This is a genomic window from Nonomuraea sp. NPDC049725 (genome assembly GCF_040674795.1).
In the GTDB taxonomy this organism is placed as follows: domain Bacteria; phylum Actinomycetota; class Actinomycetes; order Streptosporangiales; family Streptosporangiaceae; genus Nonomuraea; species Nonomuraea ceibae.
This window is the reverse complement of sequence record NZ_JBFANJ010000009.1, coordinates 268,805-287,458: the sequence shown is the minus strand read 5'-3', so window position 1 is coordinate 287,458 and position 18,654 is coordinate 268,805. Positions and strand designations below refer to the sequence as shown.

Genomic DNA, 18,654 nt, shown 5'->3' with positions numbered 1-18,654 from the left:
CGCTCCCCCGGATACATGGGGCGGAATATGCAGATCCCTATGCAGAAGGCTGCTCGGCCGCCCAAACGGCGATCTGCGCGCGGGAGGTGTAGCCGAGTTTCTCCATGATGTTGGCGATGTGCCGCGCCACCGTCGCCGGGCTGATCACCAGTTCTTCGGCGATCGCCCGGTTGGACAGGCCGCCGGTGAGCAGCCCGGCGATCTCCCGCTCGCGGGCGGTCAGCGGCGAGTGACCGACCGGCAGCGCCGCGACCAGCGGGCCGGCGGCCGACGGGGTGATGGCCAGTGGCATGGCGCCCGGCGGGGCAGGCGGGCCCGGGTCGGCCTCGGGGGGCCGGACGCCCTCCAGGACGAGCCGCGCGGCGTCGTCGGGGCTCATCCGCCCGCCCCGCGCCCACAGCGCGGTCGTGCGGCCCTCGCCGAGCTTGGCGCGGGCGCGGCCCAGCAGCTCCTCGATCCGGGCCGTGCCCGACCGCTGCCCGATCGACTCGCGCAGCGCGGCGGCCGCCGCCGCGGCAGGCACCGCGCTCTCCAGGTCGCCCTCGGCCTCGGCCAGCACCGACAGCCCCACCAGGCAGCGGGCCACCCCCTGGCGCTGGCCGGTGCGCCTGCTCAGCTCCAGGCTCGCCGCCAGCCGCTCGCGCGCCGTCGCGAACTCCCCCAGCAGCGCCGCCACCCGCCCGATCCTGGCCAGCACGCGCGCCAGGTCGACGCCGCCGCCCAGCTCGTCCAGCCAGGGCACGGCCAGCTCATAGCGGGCCTTGGCGGTCGCCAGGTCGCCGCGCGCCTCGGCCACCGCGCCGAGCTGGGTGGCGGCCCTGGCCATGATCCACCGGTGGCCGTGCTCGCACGCCCTGGCCAGCGCCTCGTCACCGTGCCGCTGCGCCTCGCGCAACCGGCCGCGGACCAGCGCGACCGCCGACAGGCCCGCCAGCCCGGCCGCCTGGTTCCACGTGTCGCCGGCCGCCGTGGCCAGCGCCAGGCCGAGCTCGGCGTGGTGGGCGGCCTCGCCTGCCCGGCCCATGCGCAGCAGCACCATGACGAGCAGGCTGTGCATGACGCACCGCTGGAAGCCCTCGTCCAGGTCCTCCAGGCTGCGCAGCGCGTACTCCAGCGAGCGGCCCAGCTCGTCCCTGGCCTCCAATCCGTAGGCGAGGAACCCGTCGGCCTGGGCGACGCGGCCGGGCGTCACGCCGCTCAGGTCGAGCGCCAGCAGCCGCTCGATCCACCCGACGATCTCCAGCGGGTTGCCGCTGACCGGCAGCAGCCCCGTGCTGGTCGAGCAGAGCCGCAGCGCCCGGTCGACGTCGCCGGACTCGGCGGCCCAGTCGAGCGCGGCCCGCTGGTCGTCGAGCAGGCCGCGGCTGCGCGTCAGCGCCTCCAGCCGGCGCGGCCACGGCACGCCGGGCTCGACCAGCTCGGTGGCGAAGTAACGCTCCTGCAGCTCGCACAGCACGGCCAGGTGGCGCTCCCGCAGCGCGTCGTGCTCGCCGGCCTCCCGCAGCAGCCCGGCCGCGTAGTGGCGGATGGTGGCCAGCAGGCGGTAGTGGCTGCGCGACTCGTCGCAGAGCACCAGCGACTTGTCCACCAGCGCGCCCAGCAGGTCGACCAGCTCGGACCCGGCGATCGGCGGGCCGCCGCACACCTGTTCGGCCAGGTCCAGGTCGAACGGCCCGGCGAACACCGACAGCCTGCGCAGCAGCACCTGCTCGCGCTCCGACAGCAGGTCGTAGCTCCACTCGACGGCCGCCAGCAGCGTGCGCTGCCGGGCCGGGGCGGTGCGCTCGCCGGTCGTGAGCAGCGAGAACCGGTCGTGGACGCGGTCGGCGATCTGGCCGGGGCTGAGCAGGCTGGTGCGGGCCGCCGCCAGCTCCAGCGCCAGCGGCAGCCCGTCGAGCTCCCGGCACAGCCGTACGACGTCGGGCAGGCTGCCGTCGTCCAGCCGGGTGCCCGCGGCGGCGGCCCGGTCCAGGAAGAGCCGCACCGACTCGGCCCGCGCCTGCGCGCCCTCGGGCAGGTCGAGCGGCGGCACCCGCCAGACGAGCTCGCCCGCGATGCGCAGCGGCTCGCGGCTGGTGGCCAGGATCGCCAGCTCGTCCCAGGAGGCCAGCAGCGCGGCGGCCACCTCGGCGCACTCGTCGATCAGGTGCTCGCAGTTGTCGAGCACGAGCAGGCAGCGCCCGTCGCGCAGCCGGGCGGCGACGGTGCCCAGCAGCGGCCTGCCGCGCTCCTCCCGCACGCCCAGCGCGCGGGCGATCTCGCGCACGACCAGCTCGGGCCGGCTGATCCTGGCCAGCTCGGCCAGCCACACGCCCTCCGGGTAGGCGGGCGCGCACTGCGCGGCCACCCGCAGCGCCAGCCGGGTCTTGCCGATGCCGCCGATGCCGCACAGCGTCACCAGGCGGGCGTCTCCGACGAGCCGGCACAGCTCGCCGATGTCGCGCTCGCGGCCGACGAAGCTGTTGGGCTCCGCCGGGAGGTTGTGCCGGGGGGCTTCTCGCATGTGGTCACCCTGCGTCGCGGAAGGATCACACTCTCCCACAGTGTGACACTTTCCACGCGACGAGCCAGCTTTCCAGGGGATGGCCGAGCCTTCTAGGGGATGAGGAAGTCCGCTAGGGGATGAGGGAGTCGACCAGGGCCCGTTCGTCCAACACCCGCAGCGACGAGTCGCCCAGGAGGCGCTTGGCCAGGTCGTGGGGGGCGACGGCGAGCGTGGCGCGGCGCTCCTGGGCCAGCACCCGGCAGCCGATCAGCGTCGGCTCGTGGGCGACCACGACGTGCGCGCCCACCATCAGCGCCAGGTCGAGCAGCCGCAGCCCGGTGAAGACGTCGCTGACCGCCGCCAGCACCACGTCGCTGCTTCTCACGCTCAGCCGGGCGGGCAGCACGCGCAGGTCGCGGCCCAGCTCGGTGTGGTCGAACACCCGGCCGCCCAGCGCCAGCGCCGGCCCCGCCAGCGGCCCGAACTCCAGCTCGCCGTGCCCGCGCAGCTCGCCGAACGGCGGAGCCCCTGGCTCGGCCCGCACCGCGAAGACCCGCTGCGCTCCCCCCGCGGCGGCGGCGTCGGTCGGCCCCTGACCGATCACGAGCCGCGCGTCGGCGGAGGCGTCGAGCGAGGCGATGCCGCCCGCCCAGGCGACGCCGTGGACGGCGACGGGGAGCGACGCCCCGACGGGCAGGCGCACCAGCACGCGCTCGCCGCGCCGCAGTCCGTGGCGATGCAGACCGGCCGCCACCTGCTTGACCCGGCTCGCGAAGACCGCGTAAGACAGCACCTCACCGCTGCGGACGTCGCTCACGGCCGGCCGGTCACCTCGCCTCGGCGCCGCCCCCATCACCAGTTCAGACCAGGTCATGCGGTCAATGTAGGGACCCCGGCGGGCTTCGCCATGCGCACAAATGTGCAACACCATATGTATGTCGCGGCATCACCATGTGTACGCCCACCCGTCAGGTGGTCCTGCTCTTGCCATTCGAGGGGATCAACTAGACTTATAAGGTCGCGACATCGCGCGGCCGCCTCCACGAACACAGAGCGAGACCTCATCATGCCTTTGAACAGCCGCGACGACCTGCGGAACATCGCGATCATCGCGCACGTCGACCATGGCAAGACCACGCTCGTCGACGCCATGCTCTGGCAGTCCGGGGCATTCCGCGCGAACCAGGATGTCGATGACCGCGTCATGGACTCCAACGACCTCGAACGCGAGAAGGGCATCACCATTCTCGCGAAGAACACCGCCGTCCAGCACGGCGGGATGACCATCAACATCATCGACACGCCGGGCCACGCCGACTTCGGCGGCGAGGTCGAGCGCGGCCTGTCGATGGTCGACGGCGTGGTGCTGCTGGTCGACGCCTCCGAGGGGCCGCTGCCGCAGACCCGGTTCGTGCTGCGCAAGGCGCTGTCGGCCAAGATGCCGGTCATCCTGTGCATCAACAAGGTCGACCGGCCCGACGCGCGCATCAAGGAGGTCGTGGACGAGGTCTACGAGCTCTTCATGGACCTCGACGCGACCGAGGACCAGATCGACTTCCCGATCGTGTACGCCTCCGCGAAGGCGGGGCGGGCGTCGCTGGCGCGTCCCGAGGACGGCGGCATGCCCGACTCCACCGACCTCGAGCCGCTGTTCGACATCATCAAGTCGACGATCCCGGCGCCCACCTACGACCCGGCCGCGCCGCTCCAGGCGCACGTCACCAACCTCGACGCGTCCTCCTACCTGGGCCGCATCGCGCTGTGCCGGATCCACCAGGGCGTGATGCGCAAGGGTCAGCAGGTGGCCTGGTGCCGCACCGACGGCTCGATCCAGAAGGTCAAGATCACCGAGCTGCTGATGACCGAGGCGCTGGAGCGCAAGCCCGCCGAGGAGGCCGGGCCCGGCGACATCATCGCCATCGCGGGCATCCCGGAGATCATGATCGGTGAGACGCTGGCCGACCCCGACGACCCGCGCCCGCTGCCGCTCATCACCGTCGACGAGCCGGCCATCTCGATGACCATCGGCACCAACACCTCGCCGCTCGTCGGCAAGGTCAAGGGCTCGAAGGTCACCGCCCGCATGGTCAAGGACCGCCTGGAGAAGGAGCTCGTCGGCAACGTCTCGCTGCGCGTGCTGCCCACCGAGCGGCCCGACGCCTGGGAGGTGCAGGGCCGTGGCGAGCTGGCGCTGGCCATCCTGGTCGAGCAGATGCGCCGCGAGGGCTACGAGCTGACCGTCGGCAAGCCGCAGGTCGTCACCAAGGTCATCGACGGCAAGGTGCACGAGCCGGTCGAGCGCCTGACCGTCGACTGCCCCGAGGACTACCTCGGCTCGGTCACCCAGCTCCTGGCCGTCCGCAAGGGCCGCATGGAGCACATGACCAACCACGGCACCGGCTGGATCCGGATGGAGTTCGTGGTGCCGGCGCGCGGCCTGATCGGGTTCCGCACCGAGTTCCTCACCGAGACGCGCGGCACCGGCCTGGTGCACCACGTGTTCGACTCCTACGAGCCGTGGTTCGGCGAGCTGCGCACGCGCAACAACGGCTCGCTGGTGGCCGACCGGTCCGGCCCCGTCACCGCGTTCGCGATGCTCAACCTCCAGGAGCGGGGCACGCTGTTCGTGTCGCCGACCACCGAGGTCTACGAGGGCATGATCGTCGGCGAGAACTCGCGCTCCGACGACATGGACGTGAACATCACCAAGGAGAAGAAGCTCACCAACATGCGCTCCTCCACGAGCGAGGAGACGGAGAAGGTGATCCCGCCGCGCGTCCTGTCGCTGGAGCAGGCGCTGGAGTTCATCCGCGAGGACGAGTGCGTGGAAATCACTCCTGACGCGGTCCGTATCCGCAAGGTGGTGCTCGACGCCGCGACCCGTGGCCGTGCCGCGGCCCGCGCCAAGCGCGCTTGACAGTCGCATTGACTTAGGGCTTGACCGGCCCGGGACATGGGGAAACATTGATTTCCCCATGAAATCTCTCTAGCTAACCACGTCGGTTGACTAGAGAGATTTCTCATTTGGGCGGGACAAATACGGACCTTTGTCAAGACCGAAGCAGCTGTAATCACACCGTTACCGTATGAGATGGAACATCCGGCCAACCGCGTGAATCATCCAAACTGTGGAGAGGATCCGGGCGGTCATCGCGTTCGGGCTGGCCGCGATTTCGGTCGGGGCCGTTGCCTGGTGCACGGTGGTGGCCGGGCCCGTACCCGGGCTTGACCCGCCGCCCTCCGTGGCGGCCGCCGACCCGTGGGACCTGTCCGCCGCCGCGCCCGCCGTCGAACGCGGCCGGCAGGCCGCCACCGAGGTGATCCTCGCCAGAGCCGGCCCCGACGACCTCGGCCCCGTCCCCGAAGGCCGGCTCGACGAACGCCGCCGGCAGCTCAAGGTCACGATCACGCACCGGCTCCAGATGGACGAGTCCGACACCCTCGCCGAGACGCTGCGCCGCGGCGACGGCTTCCCCCAGGACATGCAGCGCTTCACCGACGACGGGTTCGGCGCGATCAAGGTCAGCGGCACCACGCTGGCGCCCGCCCGCCGCCTGGCTCCCGTCCTCACCACCGCCGGCGGCCGCACCACCGTCCGCTTCACCGTCACCCTGCTCCGGCAGGTCGAACCCGGCGAACTGGTGCAGATCGACTTCAACGCCCCCACCGCCCGGCCCCTGCTCATCGTCTACCGCAAGGTCACCGTGCTGCCCGGCGACTGGACCGTGGCCCGCGCCGTGTCGATCAGGCCCGACCGCGAGGAGGCCAAGCGGCTGGAGTTCACCGTCGGCCTCTACCCCGTCAGCCTCACCCTCGCCCAGGACTCCTACGGCTTCCCCGACGTGCCCGAAGAGGACGACTTCTCCTGGGAGACCGCGCTCGGCCTGCTCACCGCCGTCGTGCTCGCCGGCATGCTGCTGCGGGCGCTCGGCACCGGCTGGTGGCTGCGCCCGCCCAACCGCGAGCTCGTCGCCGGGCTCGCGCTCTGCGCCCCCCTGCTGATCGTGCCCGTCCTCGCCGAAGGCTGGACGGTGCCCGCGTACGTGATCCTCTTCGGCGTCGTGCCCGCGCTCGCCGTCCGCCACGCCAGCCGCATCCTGCCCACCAGCCCCCGCTGGACGTCGCACGACGTCCTCGGCGCCACCGGCGTCGGCGTGCTCGTCGCGATCGGCATGCTCTCCTGGTCCTACCTGTACGGCCAGCTCCCCGGCCACACCCTGCTGGCCGGCGGCGCCCTCGCGGCGGTCACGGCCGCCGGATCGGCCGTGGCGTTCAGCGTCGACCTCGGCGTACGCATCGTCATCATCCGCCTCGCCGCGCTCGCCGCCGGCGCCGCCATCGGACTGCTGGCACTGGCCCTGTGGGTCAAAGCCATGATCACCGGCGCCTACCCGCCCGACAGCGTCAGGCTCGTCCTCGCCTTCGGCTGGGCGCTCATCCCCGTCGCCGCCGTCGCCGTCGCCACCAAACGCTGGACCCGCGGCGCCGTCGTCGTCGCCGTCGTCGTCAGCCTCCTCGTCCAGGGCTGGCCCACCGAATGGCTCGACGCCGGATCATGGAGCCGCGCCGTGCCCGGACAGCGGGTCCCCAGCATCGGCGACCTCCAGCTCACCCCGCTCGTCCGCGGCGTCATGGGGCTGCTCCTGCTCGGCTTCCTGCTGCTCGTGCTCCGCCTCAAACGGCTCGGCGCCACGGTCGAGGGCGCCGCCTCCCACACCGCGCAGGCCACCGTCATCATCTGCCTCATGGTCGTCTACCTGACGCCCCGCGGCAGCGCCACCATCGCCGACATCAACGTGCCGCTGCCCATGCTCGCCATCACCTCCCTCATCGCCTGGGTGACCGCCCTCTGGCTGCTCGACCGGCCCCACCCCTCCATCGTCGAACCCGCCGACCAGGCCGCGCACCGCCACCTCATCCGCACCGCGCTCCACCGGCGCCTCCTGCTCGTCGCCGAACAGGAGCTCTACCGGATCGGCCGCGGCAAACTCGGCAACGGCGACCTGTCCATGGACGACTTCGACCAGCAGCGCCGCGCCCTCGAAACCGCCCTCCACCGGCACGGCGGCCACCCCGAGACCGCCTTCGCCACCTCCGCCGGATGCACCCCCTGGCACAACGGCGTCCACGCCTTCGTCGTCAGCCTCCTGCTCAGCCTGCCGTTCCTGTTCGTGTACGGGCTGCCGACCGGGCTCGACCTGAGCAGCTTCGTCTTCGAAGCCCGGTCGCTGATCGCGCTGCCCGCCTACGGGTTCGTGTTCGGCTACTTCTACTCGCGGGTGCGCGGCACCCAGCCCATGACCAAGGCCCTCCACCTCATGGCCGCCGCCCTCGTCACCGAACTGTCCGGCTACCTGTCGGCCCTGGTCGAACCCGACATCGGGCCCGACGCCAAACTCCAGGTCGTGGCCATCGTCGTGGGCGAGGTCGCGCTGGTGTGCATCGGGCTGGGGCTCTACTGGGAGTGGCGGCTCATGCACCTCGCCGGGGAGCCGTGGGGGCGCGTCCGCAACATCCGCAGCCTCCGCAGCCTGGCGACGCCGCTGCTGGCCATCGTCATCGCCGCCGTCACCACGGCCGCCACCCAGGCAGCCGGCCAGACCGTCGACCGCATCCTCCGCGGCGACCAGGAAACCTCCCAACGCCCCTGACCTCCCCCGGGCCCGGGAGACCGTCTCCCGAGGTTCTCCCCAGACCCGACGCTTCCCGGAGTGCGGGGCCTCCCGACCTCAACGGTGTACGGGGTCAAGCACCTCCCCCAGACCCCGCTCCCTCCCCGGAGGCGCGGGCCAGCCGCACGTGGGAGGCGGCGCTTTCGGTCGGGCGGGCCTCTCCCCTCCGGTGAGGCGCGGGACGGGGGCGCGAGAGGCCGCCCCCCGGTGGGGCTGCCCGCGCCCCTCTACGGTGGCGCGGGCCCGGCCAGGGCCACGCGCGGGAGGCCGCGACGGGCCTCCCGCCGGGCACGGCCCCCACCCCGGACGGGCGGCGCTTCCCGGAGGCCGGGGCCCCTCACGACCGCGGCGGCGTACAGGGCGCGAGCCTCCCCAGACCCGCCTCCCCCTCTTACGGAGGCGCGGGCCGGGCGCACGTGGGAGGCCGCCCTTCGGCCCGGCGGCCCGCTCCTCCGGTGAGGTGCGGGCGGATTGGCCGGGGCGCTACCCCGGGGGGTGGGTGCCGCTTACGGGCGGCTGGGGTCAGCGGCGGGGGAGGGTGGTGGTGTGGACGTGGGCGCAGAGCCAGTCGACCAGGGGGCCGAAGGCGCGCCAGGAGCGCTGGACGTGCCCCAGGACGTCGGCCGTGTGGATCCAGGGCTCGGGGTCGTGGCGGCGGCCGGCGTAGAGGGTCCGGTGGCGCAGGAGGTCGATGCGGGGGTGGTCGGCCGGGTAGTCGCGCGGCCGGGTCTTGAGCCGGTCGCCGCCGATCTCGTAGCCGCCGGCGCGCAGGGTTTCGACGATGCTGTCGAGGGGCTTGCCGGTCAGGGGCTCGGCGACGGCGGCGCGGTAGCGGGCGAGCTGGTCGGCGGCCTGGGAGTAGAGGCCGCCGGCGACGAAGAGCCCGGCGGCGCTGATCTCGACGTAGAGGCCGATGGCGGGCAGGAGGTCGACGAAGGCGCCCTGGTGGACCTTGTAGGGCGTCTTGTCCTTGGAGAAGCGCACGTCACGGTAGGGCCGGAACAGGTGCGCCTCGCCGAACTCGGGCCCGAGCTCCTCCACGAGCGCCAGCATGGGTGCCCGTACGGCCTCTTCGTAGAGCGTCTTGTGCCGGGTGAAGTAGGTCTTCGAATTGTCCGCCTCCAGCCCCTCGTAGAAGAGGAAAGCCTCGTCGGGGAAGCCGGTGAAACCCATGTGACCAGCCTCCCATGCGGCACCGACGGTTTCAGCGGCGGCGTAGCTGCTCGTACCTGCGGCCGGGGCGCAGCCGGTCGCCGTACAGTTCGGTCACGGTCACGAACGAGTAGCCGCGGTGGTCGAGGGTGTCGAGCAGCCGGGGCACGGCCTTGACGGTCGTGGGGTGGATGTCGTGCATGAGCACGATGGACCCGGGCCGTACGTGGGCGCCGCGTTTGGCGACGAGGGCGGGCACCCGGTCGCGCCAGTCGAAGGTGTCGACGTTCCAGAGGATCTGGGCGAGCCCGCGGCGGCGGGTCTGTTCGGCGACGGCGCGGTCGGTCGCCCCGTACGGCGGGCGCATGACGCGCATGCGTACGCCGGTGACGCGCCGGACGAGGTCGCCGGTGTGGCCGATCTCGTGGGCGAGCCGCTGCCCGGACAGGCCGGTGAGCATGGGGTGGCTCCAGGAGTGGTTGCCCAGTTCGTGGCCTTCGGCGACGATGCGGCGTACGGTGGCGGCTCCGTGTGCGGCGGCGACCATCTGGCCGACGACGAAGAACGTGGCTTTGGCGCCTTTCTCCCGCAGGATGTCGAGGAGCCTGCCGGTGTGTTCGCCGGGCCCGTCGTCGAAGGTGAGGGCGACGCACTTGTCGTGGGTGCAGTCGGGCTGTCTGGGCCAGGCGGGCTGCATGGCCTCCAGCCGTTTGACGAGCGATTCGGGGGCGACGGCGAGCGACGGCGGCGCGGGGACGGCTTCGGGGGGTTTGGGGGCGGGGGCGGCGTCACATCCGGCCCCCGCCGGAAGAACCGCCAAGGCCAGCAAAACCACGCAAGCCCGCATATATCCCCCCGAAACCACCGGAACGGAGGGTTACCAAAACACCCGGCCCAGATCCCCCCGCACGCCCTCAGCCAGGTCGTCCCACCAGGATCGGATATCAGCCCGTAGTTCCTGGTAGCGACGCGCCACCCTTATGCCACATCCAGCCGGATCGGTGCCCAGATGGCGACGTTTCGGCGTCACTGGTCTCCCACGTCGCGCGGCTCGGCCACGACCATGACGAACCTGAGCTCCCGATCGCCCTGGTTGGAGTAGCGGTGGGGGCGGTCGGCGGTGAAGAGCACCGCGCCGTCGGCCACGATGACGTGGTCGCGGCTGTGCACGGTCAGCGTCAGCTCGCCCTCCAGCACGGTCAGCATCTCGCGGGTGCCCGCCGGGTGCGCGTCGCCGTCGTGGTGCTCGCCGGGGGCCAGCCGCCAGTCCCACAGCTCCAGGATCATCGGCGAGTCGGCGCCCACGAGCAGCTTGGCCCGCACGTCGCCCTGGTGGAAGGTCACGGCGTCGGCCGGCTCGACGATCCGCACCATCGGCACGTCGCCCACCTCGACGAGCCTGGCCACGGTCACGCCGAGCGCGGAGGCGATCCGGGTCAGCGTGGACACGCTCGGGTTGGTGCGGCCCTGCTCGACCTGGACCAGCATGCCGCGGCTGACGCCTGACCTGGCGGCCAGCGCGTCGAGCGTGAGCCCCCGATGGGTGCGCTGGGCGCGCACGTTGGTGGCGATCGCCTGGTTGATCATCTCAGGATCCTGCACGAGTGCAGTGTAGTGGAAAGAATTTGCACTGTGGTGCACTCTGTGTGTTGTACTAGGCGTCCACTCCATTGAACTTTCGCAGGGAGGCAAGACGTGACCGCGGTGATCCTGGCGACCGCCTGCGCGGTGGTGTACGGCACGGCCGACTTCTTCGGCGGGCTGGCCACGCGACGCTCGCGCGTGCTGTCCGTCGTCGTGCTCTCCCAGGTGGCGGGCCTGGCGCTCGTGCTGGTGCTGCTCCCGGCGCTGCCCGGCCTGCTCAGCGGCGGCGCGCTGGCCTGGGGGCTGGCGGCGGGGCTGTCGGGGGCGGCGGGCCTGGTGCTCTTCTACCGCTCGCTGGCGACCGGCGTGATGTCCGTGGTGGCGCCCACGACCGCGGTCACGTCGGCGGCCCTGCCCGTGACGTTCGGGCTGGCGACCGGCGAGCGCCCGGAGGTCCTGGCGCTGGCGGGCATCGCGCTGGCGCTCGGCTCGGTGGTGCTCATCAGCCAGGAGCGGACGGCGGGCGGGAAGGGCTCCTCCGCCGCGGTGCTGACGTCGCTGGCGGCCGGCGCCGGGTTCGGCGGCTTCTACATCCTGCTCGCGATGGCCCCGCACGAGGCCGGGCTGTGGCCGCTGGTGGGCGCGCGGGCGTCGTCGATCGGGGTGGTGGTCCTGCTCGCGCTGGCGCTGCGGCGGACGCTGCGGCCCAGCTCGGGCTCGCTCGGCGTGATCGTCGCCGCCGGGGTGCTCGACATGGCCGCCAACGTGCTCTACCTGCTGGCCAAGCAGCACGGCCTGCTCAGCCTGGTGGCGGTGCTCGTCTCGCTCTACCCGGCCAGCACGCTCCTGCTGGCCAGGCAGGTGCTCGGGGAGCGGCTGAGGGCGATCCAGCTCACCGGCGTGGCATGCGCGCTGGGTGCGGTCGCGCTCATAGCCGTTGCGTAGCCGCCACGCCCTTGTTACGTTTCGCCCGTGCCCCACGACCGGGCCCCCTCCTCCGGCGAGCCGTCGCAGCACGTGGCCGTGCCGTACGGCTCCGATGAGGGTTTTCTCGACCTGGCCGTCCCACGCGTCCGGCAGGCGCTGGCCGGCGGCAGGCGGGTGCTGGTCGTCACCCGCCCGGCGCTGCTGTCGCTGCTGGCCGAGGCCCTGGGCGACGACTGGCGCGAGGTCGACCGCCGCGACTCGGGCTCCTGGTACGTCCATCCGCAGCGCGCGCTGGCGAGCTGCTACGACTACGCGCACGGCAGGCCCACGCTGCTGGTCGGCGAGCCGGTCTGGGCGGGTCTGGGCGAGATCGAGACCCGCGAGTGGATCCGCTACGAGTCGGTGCTCAACACCGCGCTGTCCGGCGTCCCCACCCGCGCGCTCTGCTTCTACGACGTGCGTACGGCGCCCGCGGACGTGCTGCGTCACGCGGAGACGACCCACCCGGTGATCCTCGGCCCCGGCGGCGAGCGGCCCAGCCCGCGCTACGTCAGGCCGGACGAGCTGGTGCTCAACGGCGACCGCGGCCCCCTCCCGGAGCCGACCGGCCGGGTGCGCTCGGTGCGGTTCACCGCCGACCGGCTCAAGGAGATCAGGCACGAGGTGGCGGGCTACGCCGGGGCCGCCGGCATGGACCGCGACCTGATCGCCTCGCTGGTGCTGAGCGTGTCGGAGATCGCCGCCAACAGCGTCGAGCACGGGCCGGGTCACGGCCTGATCAGGATGTGGAGGGGCGGCAGGGGCGTCGTCTGCGAGATCAGCGACCCCGGCGGCCCGCTGGAGGACCCGTTGCCCGGCTATATACCACCAGAGCCCGGATCCCTGCGAGGATACGGGCTCTGGATCAGTCGTCAGCTCTGCGACCTCGTCGAGCTGCGGGCGGACGACGGGATGCTCCGCGTCCGCCTGCACATGCGGCTGCGCCCCTGAGGGTCAGGCCGCGCGCTGGGCGGGCAGCCGCACGGCGCCCTCCTCGCGCACGTAGTCCTCCAGCATGCCGCGGAGCTGTCGGCGGCCCCGGTGCAGCCGGGACATGACGGTGCCGATGGGCGTGCCCATCCGGTCGGCGATCTCCTTGTACGGGAAGCCTTCGACGTCGGCGAGGTAGACGGCGATCCGGAAGTCCTCGGGCAGCGAGCGCAGCGCGTTCATCACCACGTTGTCGGGCAGCCGGTCGAGCGCCTCGTTCTCGGCCGAGCGCAGACCCGTCGAGGTGTGGGACTCGGCGGCGTGCAGCTGCCAGTCCTCGATGTCCTCGGCCGCCGACAACTTCGGTGAACGCTGCTTCTTGCGATAGTCGTTGATGAAGTTGTTGGTGAGGATCCGGTGCAGCCAGGCCTTGAGGTTGGTGCCCTCACGGAACTGGTGGTAGGAGGTGTAGGCCTTGGCCACGGTCTCCTGCACGAGGTCCTCGGCGTCGGCGGTGTTGCGGGTCAGACGCATGGCGGAGGCGAACAGCTGCGACGTGACGGGCACGACGTCGCGCTCGAACCAGTCCTGACGCTGCTCATCGGTCATGGTGATCAATTCATTCCCCCTTGCGCTATCCCCCGTCGGCATCCAGCCGTCTGACAGCGATTCCATGCTCCCAGGCCCCTCGTAAGGGCCGCGTTAGGGCTTCCGCACTGGTCAGCGGGGTGAACAGTCCATCTGCTCGCGGCGTGCGTCATCACGTCCACGGCCGGACAGATTTCATAATCATAACACTATCCCCTCAATTTTCCGCAAAGTGTGGCCAGCTTCACATGGGATAGCGTATGGGCCATGGAATACCTGGACCGGCATGACTCGGGGACTCGGTCGTGGGTGGCGGAGGCCATCCGCAAGGTGGAGGCCGACGCCAACCGTAGTTGCGATACTCACCTGCACGTCTTTCCGCTGCCCTCGCACTGGGGGGTAAACCTCTATCTGAAAGACGAGTCGGTGCACCCCACCGGTTCACTGAAACACCGGCTGGCTCGCTCACTTTTCCTGTACGGGCTGGCGAACGGCTGGATCGGCCCCCGCACCACGATCGTCGAGGCGTCCAGCGGCTCCACCGCCGTGAGCGAGGCGTACTTCGCCCGGCTGCTCGGCCTGCCGTTCATCGCGGTCATGCCCGCGTCCACGTCGCCGGAGAAGATCCACCTGATCGAGTTCCACGGCGGCAAGTGCCATCTGGTCAGCGACCCCGGCACGATCTACGCCGAGTCCCGGCGGCTGGCGGCCGAGACCGGCGGCCACTTCATGGACCAGTTCACCTACGCCGAGCGGGCCACCGACTGGCGCGGCAACAACAACATCGCCGAGTCGATCTACAACCAGATGGCGATGGAGCCGTACCCGGAGCCCGCCTGGATCGTGGTCGGCGCGGGCACCGGCGGCACCTCCTCGACGATCGGCCGCTACATCCGCTACCGATGTCACGCCACCCGGCTGGCCGTCGTCGACCCTGAGGGCTCGGCGTTCTACCCGAGCTGGGTGTCGGGCGACGGCGCGGCCACCGCGCCCGGCTCGCGCATCGAGGGCATCGGACGGCCGCGCGTCGAGCCGTCGTTCCAGCCGACGGTCATCGACCGGATGGTCGCCGTGCCCGACGCCCGCTCGATCGCGGCCATGCACTGGGTGCGCGAGGTCACCGGCCGCGACGTGGGCGGCTCCACCGGGACCAACGTGGCCGCCTGCGTGGAGCTCATCAGGGAGATGCGCGAGGCCGGTGAGCGGGGCAGCGTCGTCACGCTGATCTGCGACAGCGGCGACCGCTACCGGGGCACCTACGGCGACCCCGCGTGGCTGGCCGGCCAGGGCCTCGACATCGAGCCCCACCTGGCCGACCTGCGCGCGTTCCTGCCCAGCTAGACCGTCACGCCTTGGCCGGGTCCACCTTGAAGAAGCCGGCCAGGTCGTCGAGCATGCTGTGAGCGCCCTGGAGCCCCACGGCGCTCATCCACGTCAGGTCGCTGACCTCGTGCTTGACGCCCTTGAGCTTGCCCCACAGCGGGTTTCCGGTGAACTTGGCCTTGGGCTCGTCGGCCGTCGGGTCCGGGTAGGTGGCGACGAAGATGTGGTCGGCGTCCACGTCCGCGATCCGCTCCTCGCTGATCTCCACCATGATCGTCTCCGTGGTGCTCGGCTGGCCCTCCGGGCGGGGAAAGCCGACGTCCTTCAGGACCAGGCCGGAGTAGGAGTTCTCCACGTAGAGGCGGGCGGTGGGCTCACCGGCGAACCGCACGACCGAGACCGTCGGCAGCTTCCCGTCCTTCTCCTTGATCGCGGCGCCGATCTTGCCGGCGCGGTCCTCGTACTCCTTGATCCTGGTGTCGGCGAGGTCCTCCTTGCCGAGGGCCTGCCCGACGAGGCGCAGGTTGTCCTTCCAGATGGCGCCGGTCGTCTCGCTGAAGACGGTCGGGGCGATCTTGGAGAGCTTGTCGTACAGGGCCTCGTGGCGGACCTTGGCCGAGACGATCAGGTCGGGCTTGAGCGCCATGACCTTCTCCAGGCTCGGCTGCTCCAGCGTGCCGACGGAGGTGGCCTCCTTGCCGTACTGCGCCAGGGCCGGCCCCAGGTAGTCGGGCAGCTTGTCGTCGATGGCCCGGTAGGTGGTGTAGCCCACCACGGGCGTCTCCAGCGTGAGCACGGCGTCGACGAAGCTCTGGTCGAGCGCGACGACCCGCTTGGGCTGGGTGGGGATGACGGTCTCGCCCATCGCGTGCTTGATGGTGCGGAACGGCTCGGCGGCCTTCTGCGTGGTGGCCGCAGGCTCGCTCGCACCGCAGGCGGCCAGCCCGGCCACCAGGACGGCGCCCACCAGCGCGCGCAACGATCTCATCGGAACCCTTTCGACGATCAAGTAAGGCAAACCTAAATTAGGTTAGCCCTGCCTAAGCTGGCATACTGCACCAGGGTCAGGCAACTTCGGAGGAGGACGGGTGAGTGCGACCGCCGTGGCGCCGCGCCTGCACGGCATCCGTCACCACAGGATCACCGTCCTCGCCGTCCTGGCGGCGGCCGTGCTCGCCGGGGTGGTGCTGAGCATCACGGTCGGCTCCCGGTCCGTGGCGCCGCTCGACGCCTGGCACGCGCTGACCGCCCCTGCCGACACCGAGAGCGACATCATCATCCGCTCCCTGCGCGTCCCCAGGACCGCGCTCGGCGTGCTGTCCGGGCTCGCGCTCGGCGTCGCGGGCGCGCTCATGCAGGGCCACACCCGCAACCCGCTCGCCGACCCCGGCCTGCTCGGCGTCACCCAGGGCGCGGCGTTCGCCATGGTGGCCTCGATCATGTGGCTGGGCGCCTCCAGCCTGCTCGCCTACATCTGGTTCGGCCTGGCCGGCGCGCTCGTCGCCAGCGTCGGCGTGTTCGCCCTCGGCATGGTCGGCGGGCGCGGCGGCCCGACCCCCGTGACGCTCGCCCTGGCGGGCACCGCCGTCAGCGCCTTCCTGTACGCCCTCACCTCGGCCCTCGTGCTGCTGGACGAGCAGGCGATGGACGTCTTCCGGTTCTGGCAGGCGGGCTCGATCGCCGCACGCGGCCCCGACGTGGTCTGGCAGGTGCTGCCGTTCATCGCCGCCGGGCTGGTGCTGGCCATGATCAACGCGCCCGGCCTCAACGCGCTGTCGCTGGGCGAGGACGTCGCCCGCAGCCTCGGCCAGCACATCGCCCTGACCCGCACCGTCGGCGTCGCCGCCGTCACCCTGCTGTCCGGCGCCGCCGTGGCCGCCTGCGGCGCGCTCGCGTTCGTCGGGCTCATCGTCCCGCACCTGGCCAGGGCGCTGTCCGGCACCGACCACCGCTGGCTGATCCCGTACTCGGGGCTGCTCGGCGCCGCGCTGGTGCTCCTCGCCGACGTCGTCGGCCGGGTGGTGGCGCCGCCCGGCGAGCTGGAGGTCGGCGTGGTGCTCGCGCTCATCGGCGCCCCCTTCTTCGTCGCGCTCGTCCGGCGCAGGAAGCCGGTGCGCCTGTGACCTCGATCCCGCTGCGCCTCGGCGGCCTGTCGTGGCGGATCAGGCCGCGCGGCGTGGTCGTGACGACCGCCGGGCTGGCGCTGCTCGCCCTGCTCATGGCGCTGAGCATGCGCATGGGCGACATCGAGCTGACGGTCGCCCAGGTGCTCGCCGCCACCTTCGACCCGGCCGACCCGGCCCACTTCGTCATCATGGAGCTGCGCCTGCCCCGCGCGCTCACCGGCGCGCTGGTCGGCGCGGCCCTCGCGCTGTCCGGCGCGATCATCCAGTCCATCGCCCGCAACCCGCTCGCCAGCCCGGAGATCCTCGGCGTCACCAACGGCGCCTCCGTGCTCGTCGTCGCCGGGGTCGTCGCCAGCGGCAGCGCCTACGGCGGCACCAGCGGCCTGCTCACCAGCCTCGGCGTCCCCGCGCTCGCGTTGCTCGGCGGCCTGATCGGCGCCGTCATCGTCTACGGGCTCGCCTGGCGGCGCGGCCTCGACGGCTACCGCCTGGTGCTCGTCGGCATCGGCGTGGCCGCCGTGTTCACCAATGTGAAGTTCTGGCTGCTCACCGTCGGCGACGTCAACGACACCGGCCGCGCGATGGTGTGGATCAGCGGCTCGCTCCACGGCCGGGGCTGGGAGCACGTCCAGCCCGTGGCCGTCGCCCTGGCCGTGCTCGTGCCGCTGGCCCTGACCGGCACCCGGTCGCTGAACGCGCTGCGGTTCGGCGACGACACGGTGACCGCGCTCGGCCTCCGCATGAACCGCGCCCGCGCGGCCATGATCCTGGCCGCCGTGCTGCTCGCCGCCGTGGCCACCGCCTCGGCCGGGCCCATCGCGTTCGTGGCGCTGGCCGCGCCGCAGATCGCGCTGCGCCTCACCAGGTCGGCCCAGCCGCCGCTGCTGTCGTCGGCCGCCGTGGGCGCGGTGCTCATCACCGCCGCCGACCTGCTCGCCCGCACCCTGTTCGCGCCGGTCGAACTGCCGGTCGGCGTCGTCACCGCCGTCCTCGGCGCCCCGTACCTGATCCACCTCATCTGGAGGGCGAGGAAATGAGGCTCCAGGCCGCCGCCGTCAAGCTCGGTTACGGCGACCGCACCATCGTCGACGGCCTCGACCTCGGCATCGAGGCGGGCACCGTGACCACGATCATCGGCCCCAACGGGTGCGGCAAGTCCACCCTGCTGCGCGCCCTCGGCCGCCTGCTCAAGCCGCAGGGCGGCGAGGTGCTGCTCGACGGCAAGCGCATCGACCGCATCCCCACCCGCGAGGTGGCCAAGGTCCTCGGCGTGCTCCCCCAGGCGCCGACCGCGCCCGAAGGGCTGACCGTCGCCGACCTGGTCGCCCGGGGCAGGCACCCGCACCAGACCTGGTACCGCCAGTGGTCGACGGACGACGAGTCGGCCGTGGCCGAGGCGCTGACCATGACCGGCCTGGCCGACCTGGCCGAACGGCCGCTGGACGAGCTGTCCGGCGGGCAGCGGCAGCGGGCGTGGATCTCGATGGCGCTGGCCCAGGGCACCGACCTGCTGCTGCTCGACGAGCCGACGACGTTCCTGGACCTGGCCCACCAGGTCGAGGTGCTGGAGCTGGTCCGGCGGCTGCACCACGCCTCGGGCCGGACCATCGTCATGGTCCTGCACGACCTCAACCTGGCCGCCCGCTACGCCGACCGCCTGGTGGCGATGCGCGGCGGCCGGGTGATCGCCGCCGGGGAGCCGCACGAGGTGCTCACCGAGGAGCTGCTGCGCGAGGTGTTCGAGCTGGACGCCAAGGTCATCCCGGACCCGGTGGCGGGCACCCCGCTCGTCGTCCCGATCGGCACCCACCGCCAGACCTCCTGAGCG

The 18,654-nt window shown here is 72.1% G+C and carries 15 protein-coding genes; 8 read left to right on the top strand and 7 right to left on the bottom strand.

Annotation, left to right across the window (positions count from 1 at the left end; translation table 11 throughout):
* Window positions 1-37 precede the first annotated feature (37 nt).
* Entirely contained in the window at window positions 38-2,503 is a 2,466-nt protein-coding gene (locus tag AB0J53_RS24705; protein ID WP_364176169.1) for a LuxR C-terminal-related transcriptional regulator, read from the bottom strand.
* A gap of 112 nt (window positions 2,504-2,615) precedes the next feature.
* Window positions 2,616-3,359, bottom strand: a complete 744-nt coding sequence (locus AB0J53_RS24700) for an AMP-binding protein (protein ID WP_364176166.1) — start codon at window positions 3,357-3,359, stop codon at window positions 2,616-2,618.
* A 192-nt stretch (window positions 3,360-3,551) separates the two neighbouring features.
* Between AB0J53_RS24700 and typA the strand changes: the two genes are divergently transcribed.
* A complete protein-coding gene (typA, locus tag AB0J53_RS24695; RefSeq protein ID WP_357586953.1) occupies window positions 3,552-5,402 on the top strand; it encodes a translational GTPase TypA in 1,851 nt (616 codons plus the stop codon).
* Between the two features lie 211 nt (window positions 5,403-5,613).
* Entirely contained in the window at window positions 5,614-8,136 is a 2,523-nt protein-coding gene (locus AB0J53_RS24690; RefSeq protein ID WP_364176162.1) for a hypothetical protein, read from the top strand.
* 543 nt (window positions 8,137-8,679) lie between these two features.
* Here the strand turns inward: AB0J53_RS24690 and AB0J53_RS24685 are convergent.
* From AB0J53_RS24685 to AB0J53_RS24675, 3 genes are all read right to left on the bottom strand, one after another.
* On the bottom strand, window positions 8,680-9,330 hold the full coding sequence (locus AB0J53_RS24685; RefSeq protein ID WP_364176159.1) for a DUF2461 domain-containing protein: 651 nt from the start codon (window positions 9,328-9,330) through the stop codon (window positions 8,680-8,682).
* Between the two features lie 31 nt (window positions 9,331-9,361).
* Window positions 9,362-10,129 (bottom strand): polysaccharide deacetylase family protein, encoded by a 768-nt coding sequence (locus tag AB0J53_RS24680; RefSeq protein ID WP_364176156.1) that lies wholly within the window; start codon window positions 10,127-10,129, stop codon window positions 9,362-9,364.
* Between the two features lie 206 nt (window positions 10,130-10,335).
* Window positions 10,336-10,911, bottom strand: a complete 576-nt coding sequence (locus AB0J53_RS24675) for a helix-turn-helix domain-containing protein (RefSeq protein WP_219506993.1) — start codon at window positions 10,909-10,911, stop codon at window positions 10,336-10,338.
* 93 nt (window positions 10,912-11,004) lie between these two features.
* On the opposite strand from AB0J53_RS24675, the gene AB0J53_RS24670 reads away from it, so the two are divergent.
* Together AB0J53_RS24670 and AB0J53_RS24665 are read left to right on the top strand one after the other, a co-directional pair.
* Complete coding sequence (locus AB0J53_RS24670; RefSeq protein WP_364176153.1) at window positions 11,005-11,838, top strand: DMT family transporter; 834 nt, start codon at window positions 11,005-11,007, stop codon at window positions 11,836-11,838.
* 27 nt (window positions 11,839-11,865) lie between these two features.
* Complete coding sequence (locus tag AB0J53_RS24665) at window positions 11,866-12,810, top strand: sensor histidine kinase (RefSeq protein WP_364176150.1); 945 nt, start codon at window positions 11,866-11,868, stop codon at window positions 12,808-12,810.
* Window positions 12,811-12,813: 3 nt separating this feature from the next.
* Here the strand turns inward: AB0J53_RS24665 and AB0J53_RS24660 are convergent, their stop codons facing one another.
* Entirely contained in the window at window positions 12,814-13,398 is a 585-nt protein-coding gene (locus AB0J53_RS24660; RefSeq protein ID WP_364176147.1) for a sigma-70 family RNA polymerase sigma factor, read from the bottom strand.
* 246 nt (window positions 13,399-13,644) lie between these two features.
* On the opposite strand from AB0J53_RS24660, the gene AB0J53_RS24655 reads away from it, so the two are divergent.
* The gene (locus AB0J53_RS24655) at window positions 13,645-14,718 is read left to right on the top strand and encodes a PLP-dependent cysteine synthase family protein (RefSeq protein ID WP_219506998.1); all 1,074 of its coding nucleotides are present in this window, start codon (window positions 13,645-13,647) and stop codon (window positions 14,716-14,718) included.
* A 4-nt stretch (window positions 14,719-14,722) separates the two neighbouring features.
* Here AB0J53_RS24655 and AB0J53_RS24650 read toward each other — a convergent pair whose 3' ends face one another.
* Window positions 14,723-15,688: an iron-siderophore ABC transporter substrate-binding protein gene (locus tag AB0J53_RS24650; protein ID WP_364176144.1), complete on the bottom strand. Its 966-nt coding sequence runs from the start codon at window positions 15,686-15,688 to the stop codon at window positions 14,723-14,725.
* A 100-nt stretch (window positions 15,689-15,788) separates the two neighbouring features.
* Between AB0J53_RS24650 and AB0J53_RS24645 the strand changes: the two genes are divergently transcribed.
* From AB0J53_RS24645 to AB0J53_RS24635, 3 genes are read left to right on the top strand one after another with little or no spacing between them, the layout of a single operon-like run.
* On the top strand, window positions 15,789-16,823 hold the full coding sequence (locus tag AB0J53_RS24645) for an iron ABC transporter permease (RefSeq protein WP_364176141.1): 1,035 nt from the start codon (window positions 15,789-15,791) through the stop codon (window positions 16,821-16,823).
* A complete protein-coding gene (locus AB0J53_RS24640; protein ID WP_308125828.1) occupies window positions 16,820-17,863 on the top strand; it encodes an iron chelate uptake ABC transporter family permease subunit in 1,044 nt (347 codons plus the stop codon). Before AB0J53_RS24645 ends, AB0J53_RS24640 begins: the two co-directional genes overlap by 4 nt.
* Window positions 17,860-18,651: an ABC transporter ATP-binding protein gene (locus AB0J53_RS24635; RefSeq protein WP_364176137.1), complete on the top strand. Its 792-nt coding sequence runs from the start codon at window positions 17,860-17,862 to the stop codon at window positions 18,649-18,651. The genes AB0J53_RS24640 and AB0J53_RS24635 overlap by 4 nt, the downstream gene beginning before the upstream one ends.
* Window positions 18,652-18,654 lie beyond the last annotated feature (3 nt).

What these genes read in the sequence shown, in the direction of transcription:
- AB0J53_RS24705 (WP_364176169.1), bottom strand. Translation starts at nt 2,503, where the DNA reads ATGCGAGAAGCCCCCCGGCACAACCTCCCGGCGGAGCCCAACAGCTTC.
- AB0J53_RS24700 (WP_364176166.1), bottom strand. Translation starts at nt 3,359, where the DNA reads ATGACCTGGTCTGAACTGGTGATGGGGGCGGCGCCGAGGCGAGGTGAC.
- typA (WP_357586953.1), top strand. Translation starts at nt 3,552, where the DNA reads ATGCCTTTGAACAGCCGCGACGACCTGCGGAACATCGCGATCATCGCG.
- AB0J53_RS24685 (WP_364176159.1), bottom strand. Translation starts at nt 9,330, where the DNA reads ATGGGTTTCACCGGCTTCCCCGACGAGGCTTTCCTCTTCTACGAGGGG.
- AB0J53_RS24660 (WP_364176147.1), bottom strand. Translation starts at nt 13,398, where the DNA reads ATGACCGATGAGCAGCGTCAGGACTGGTTCGAGCGCGACGTCGTGCCC.
- AB0J53_RS24655 (WP_219506998.1), top strand. Translation starts at nt 13,645, where the DNA reads ATGGAATACCTGGACCGGCATGACTCGGGGACTCGGTCGTGGGTGGCG.
- AB0J53_RS24650 (WP_364176144.1), bottom strand. Translation starts at nt 15,688, where the DNA reads ATGAGATCGTTGCGCGCGCTGGTGGGCGCCGTCCTGGTGGCCGGGCTG.
- AB0J53_RS24635 (WP_364176137.1), top strand. Translation starts at nt 17,860, where the DNA reads ATGAGGCTCCAGGCCGCCGCCGTCAAGCTCGGTTACGGCGACCGCACC.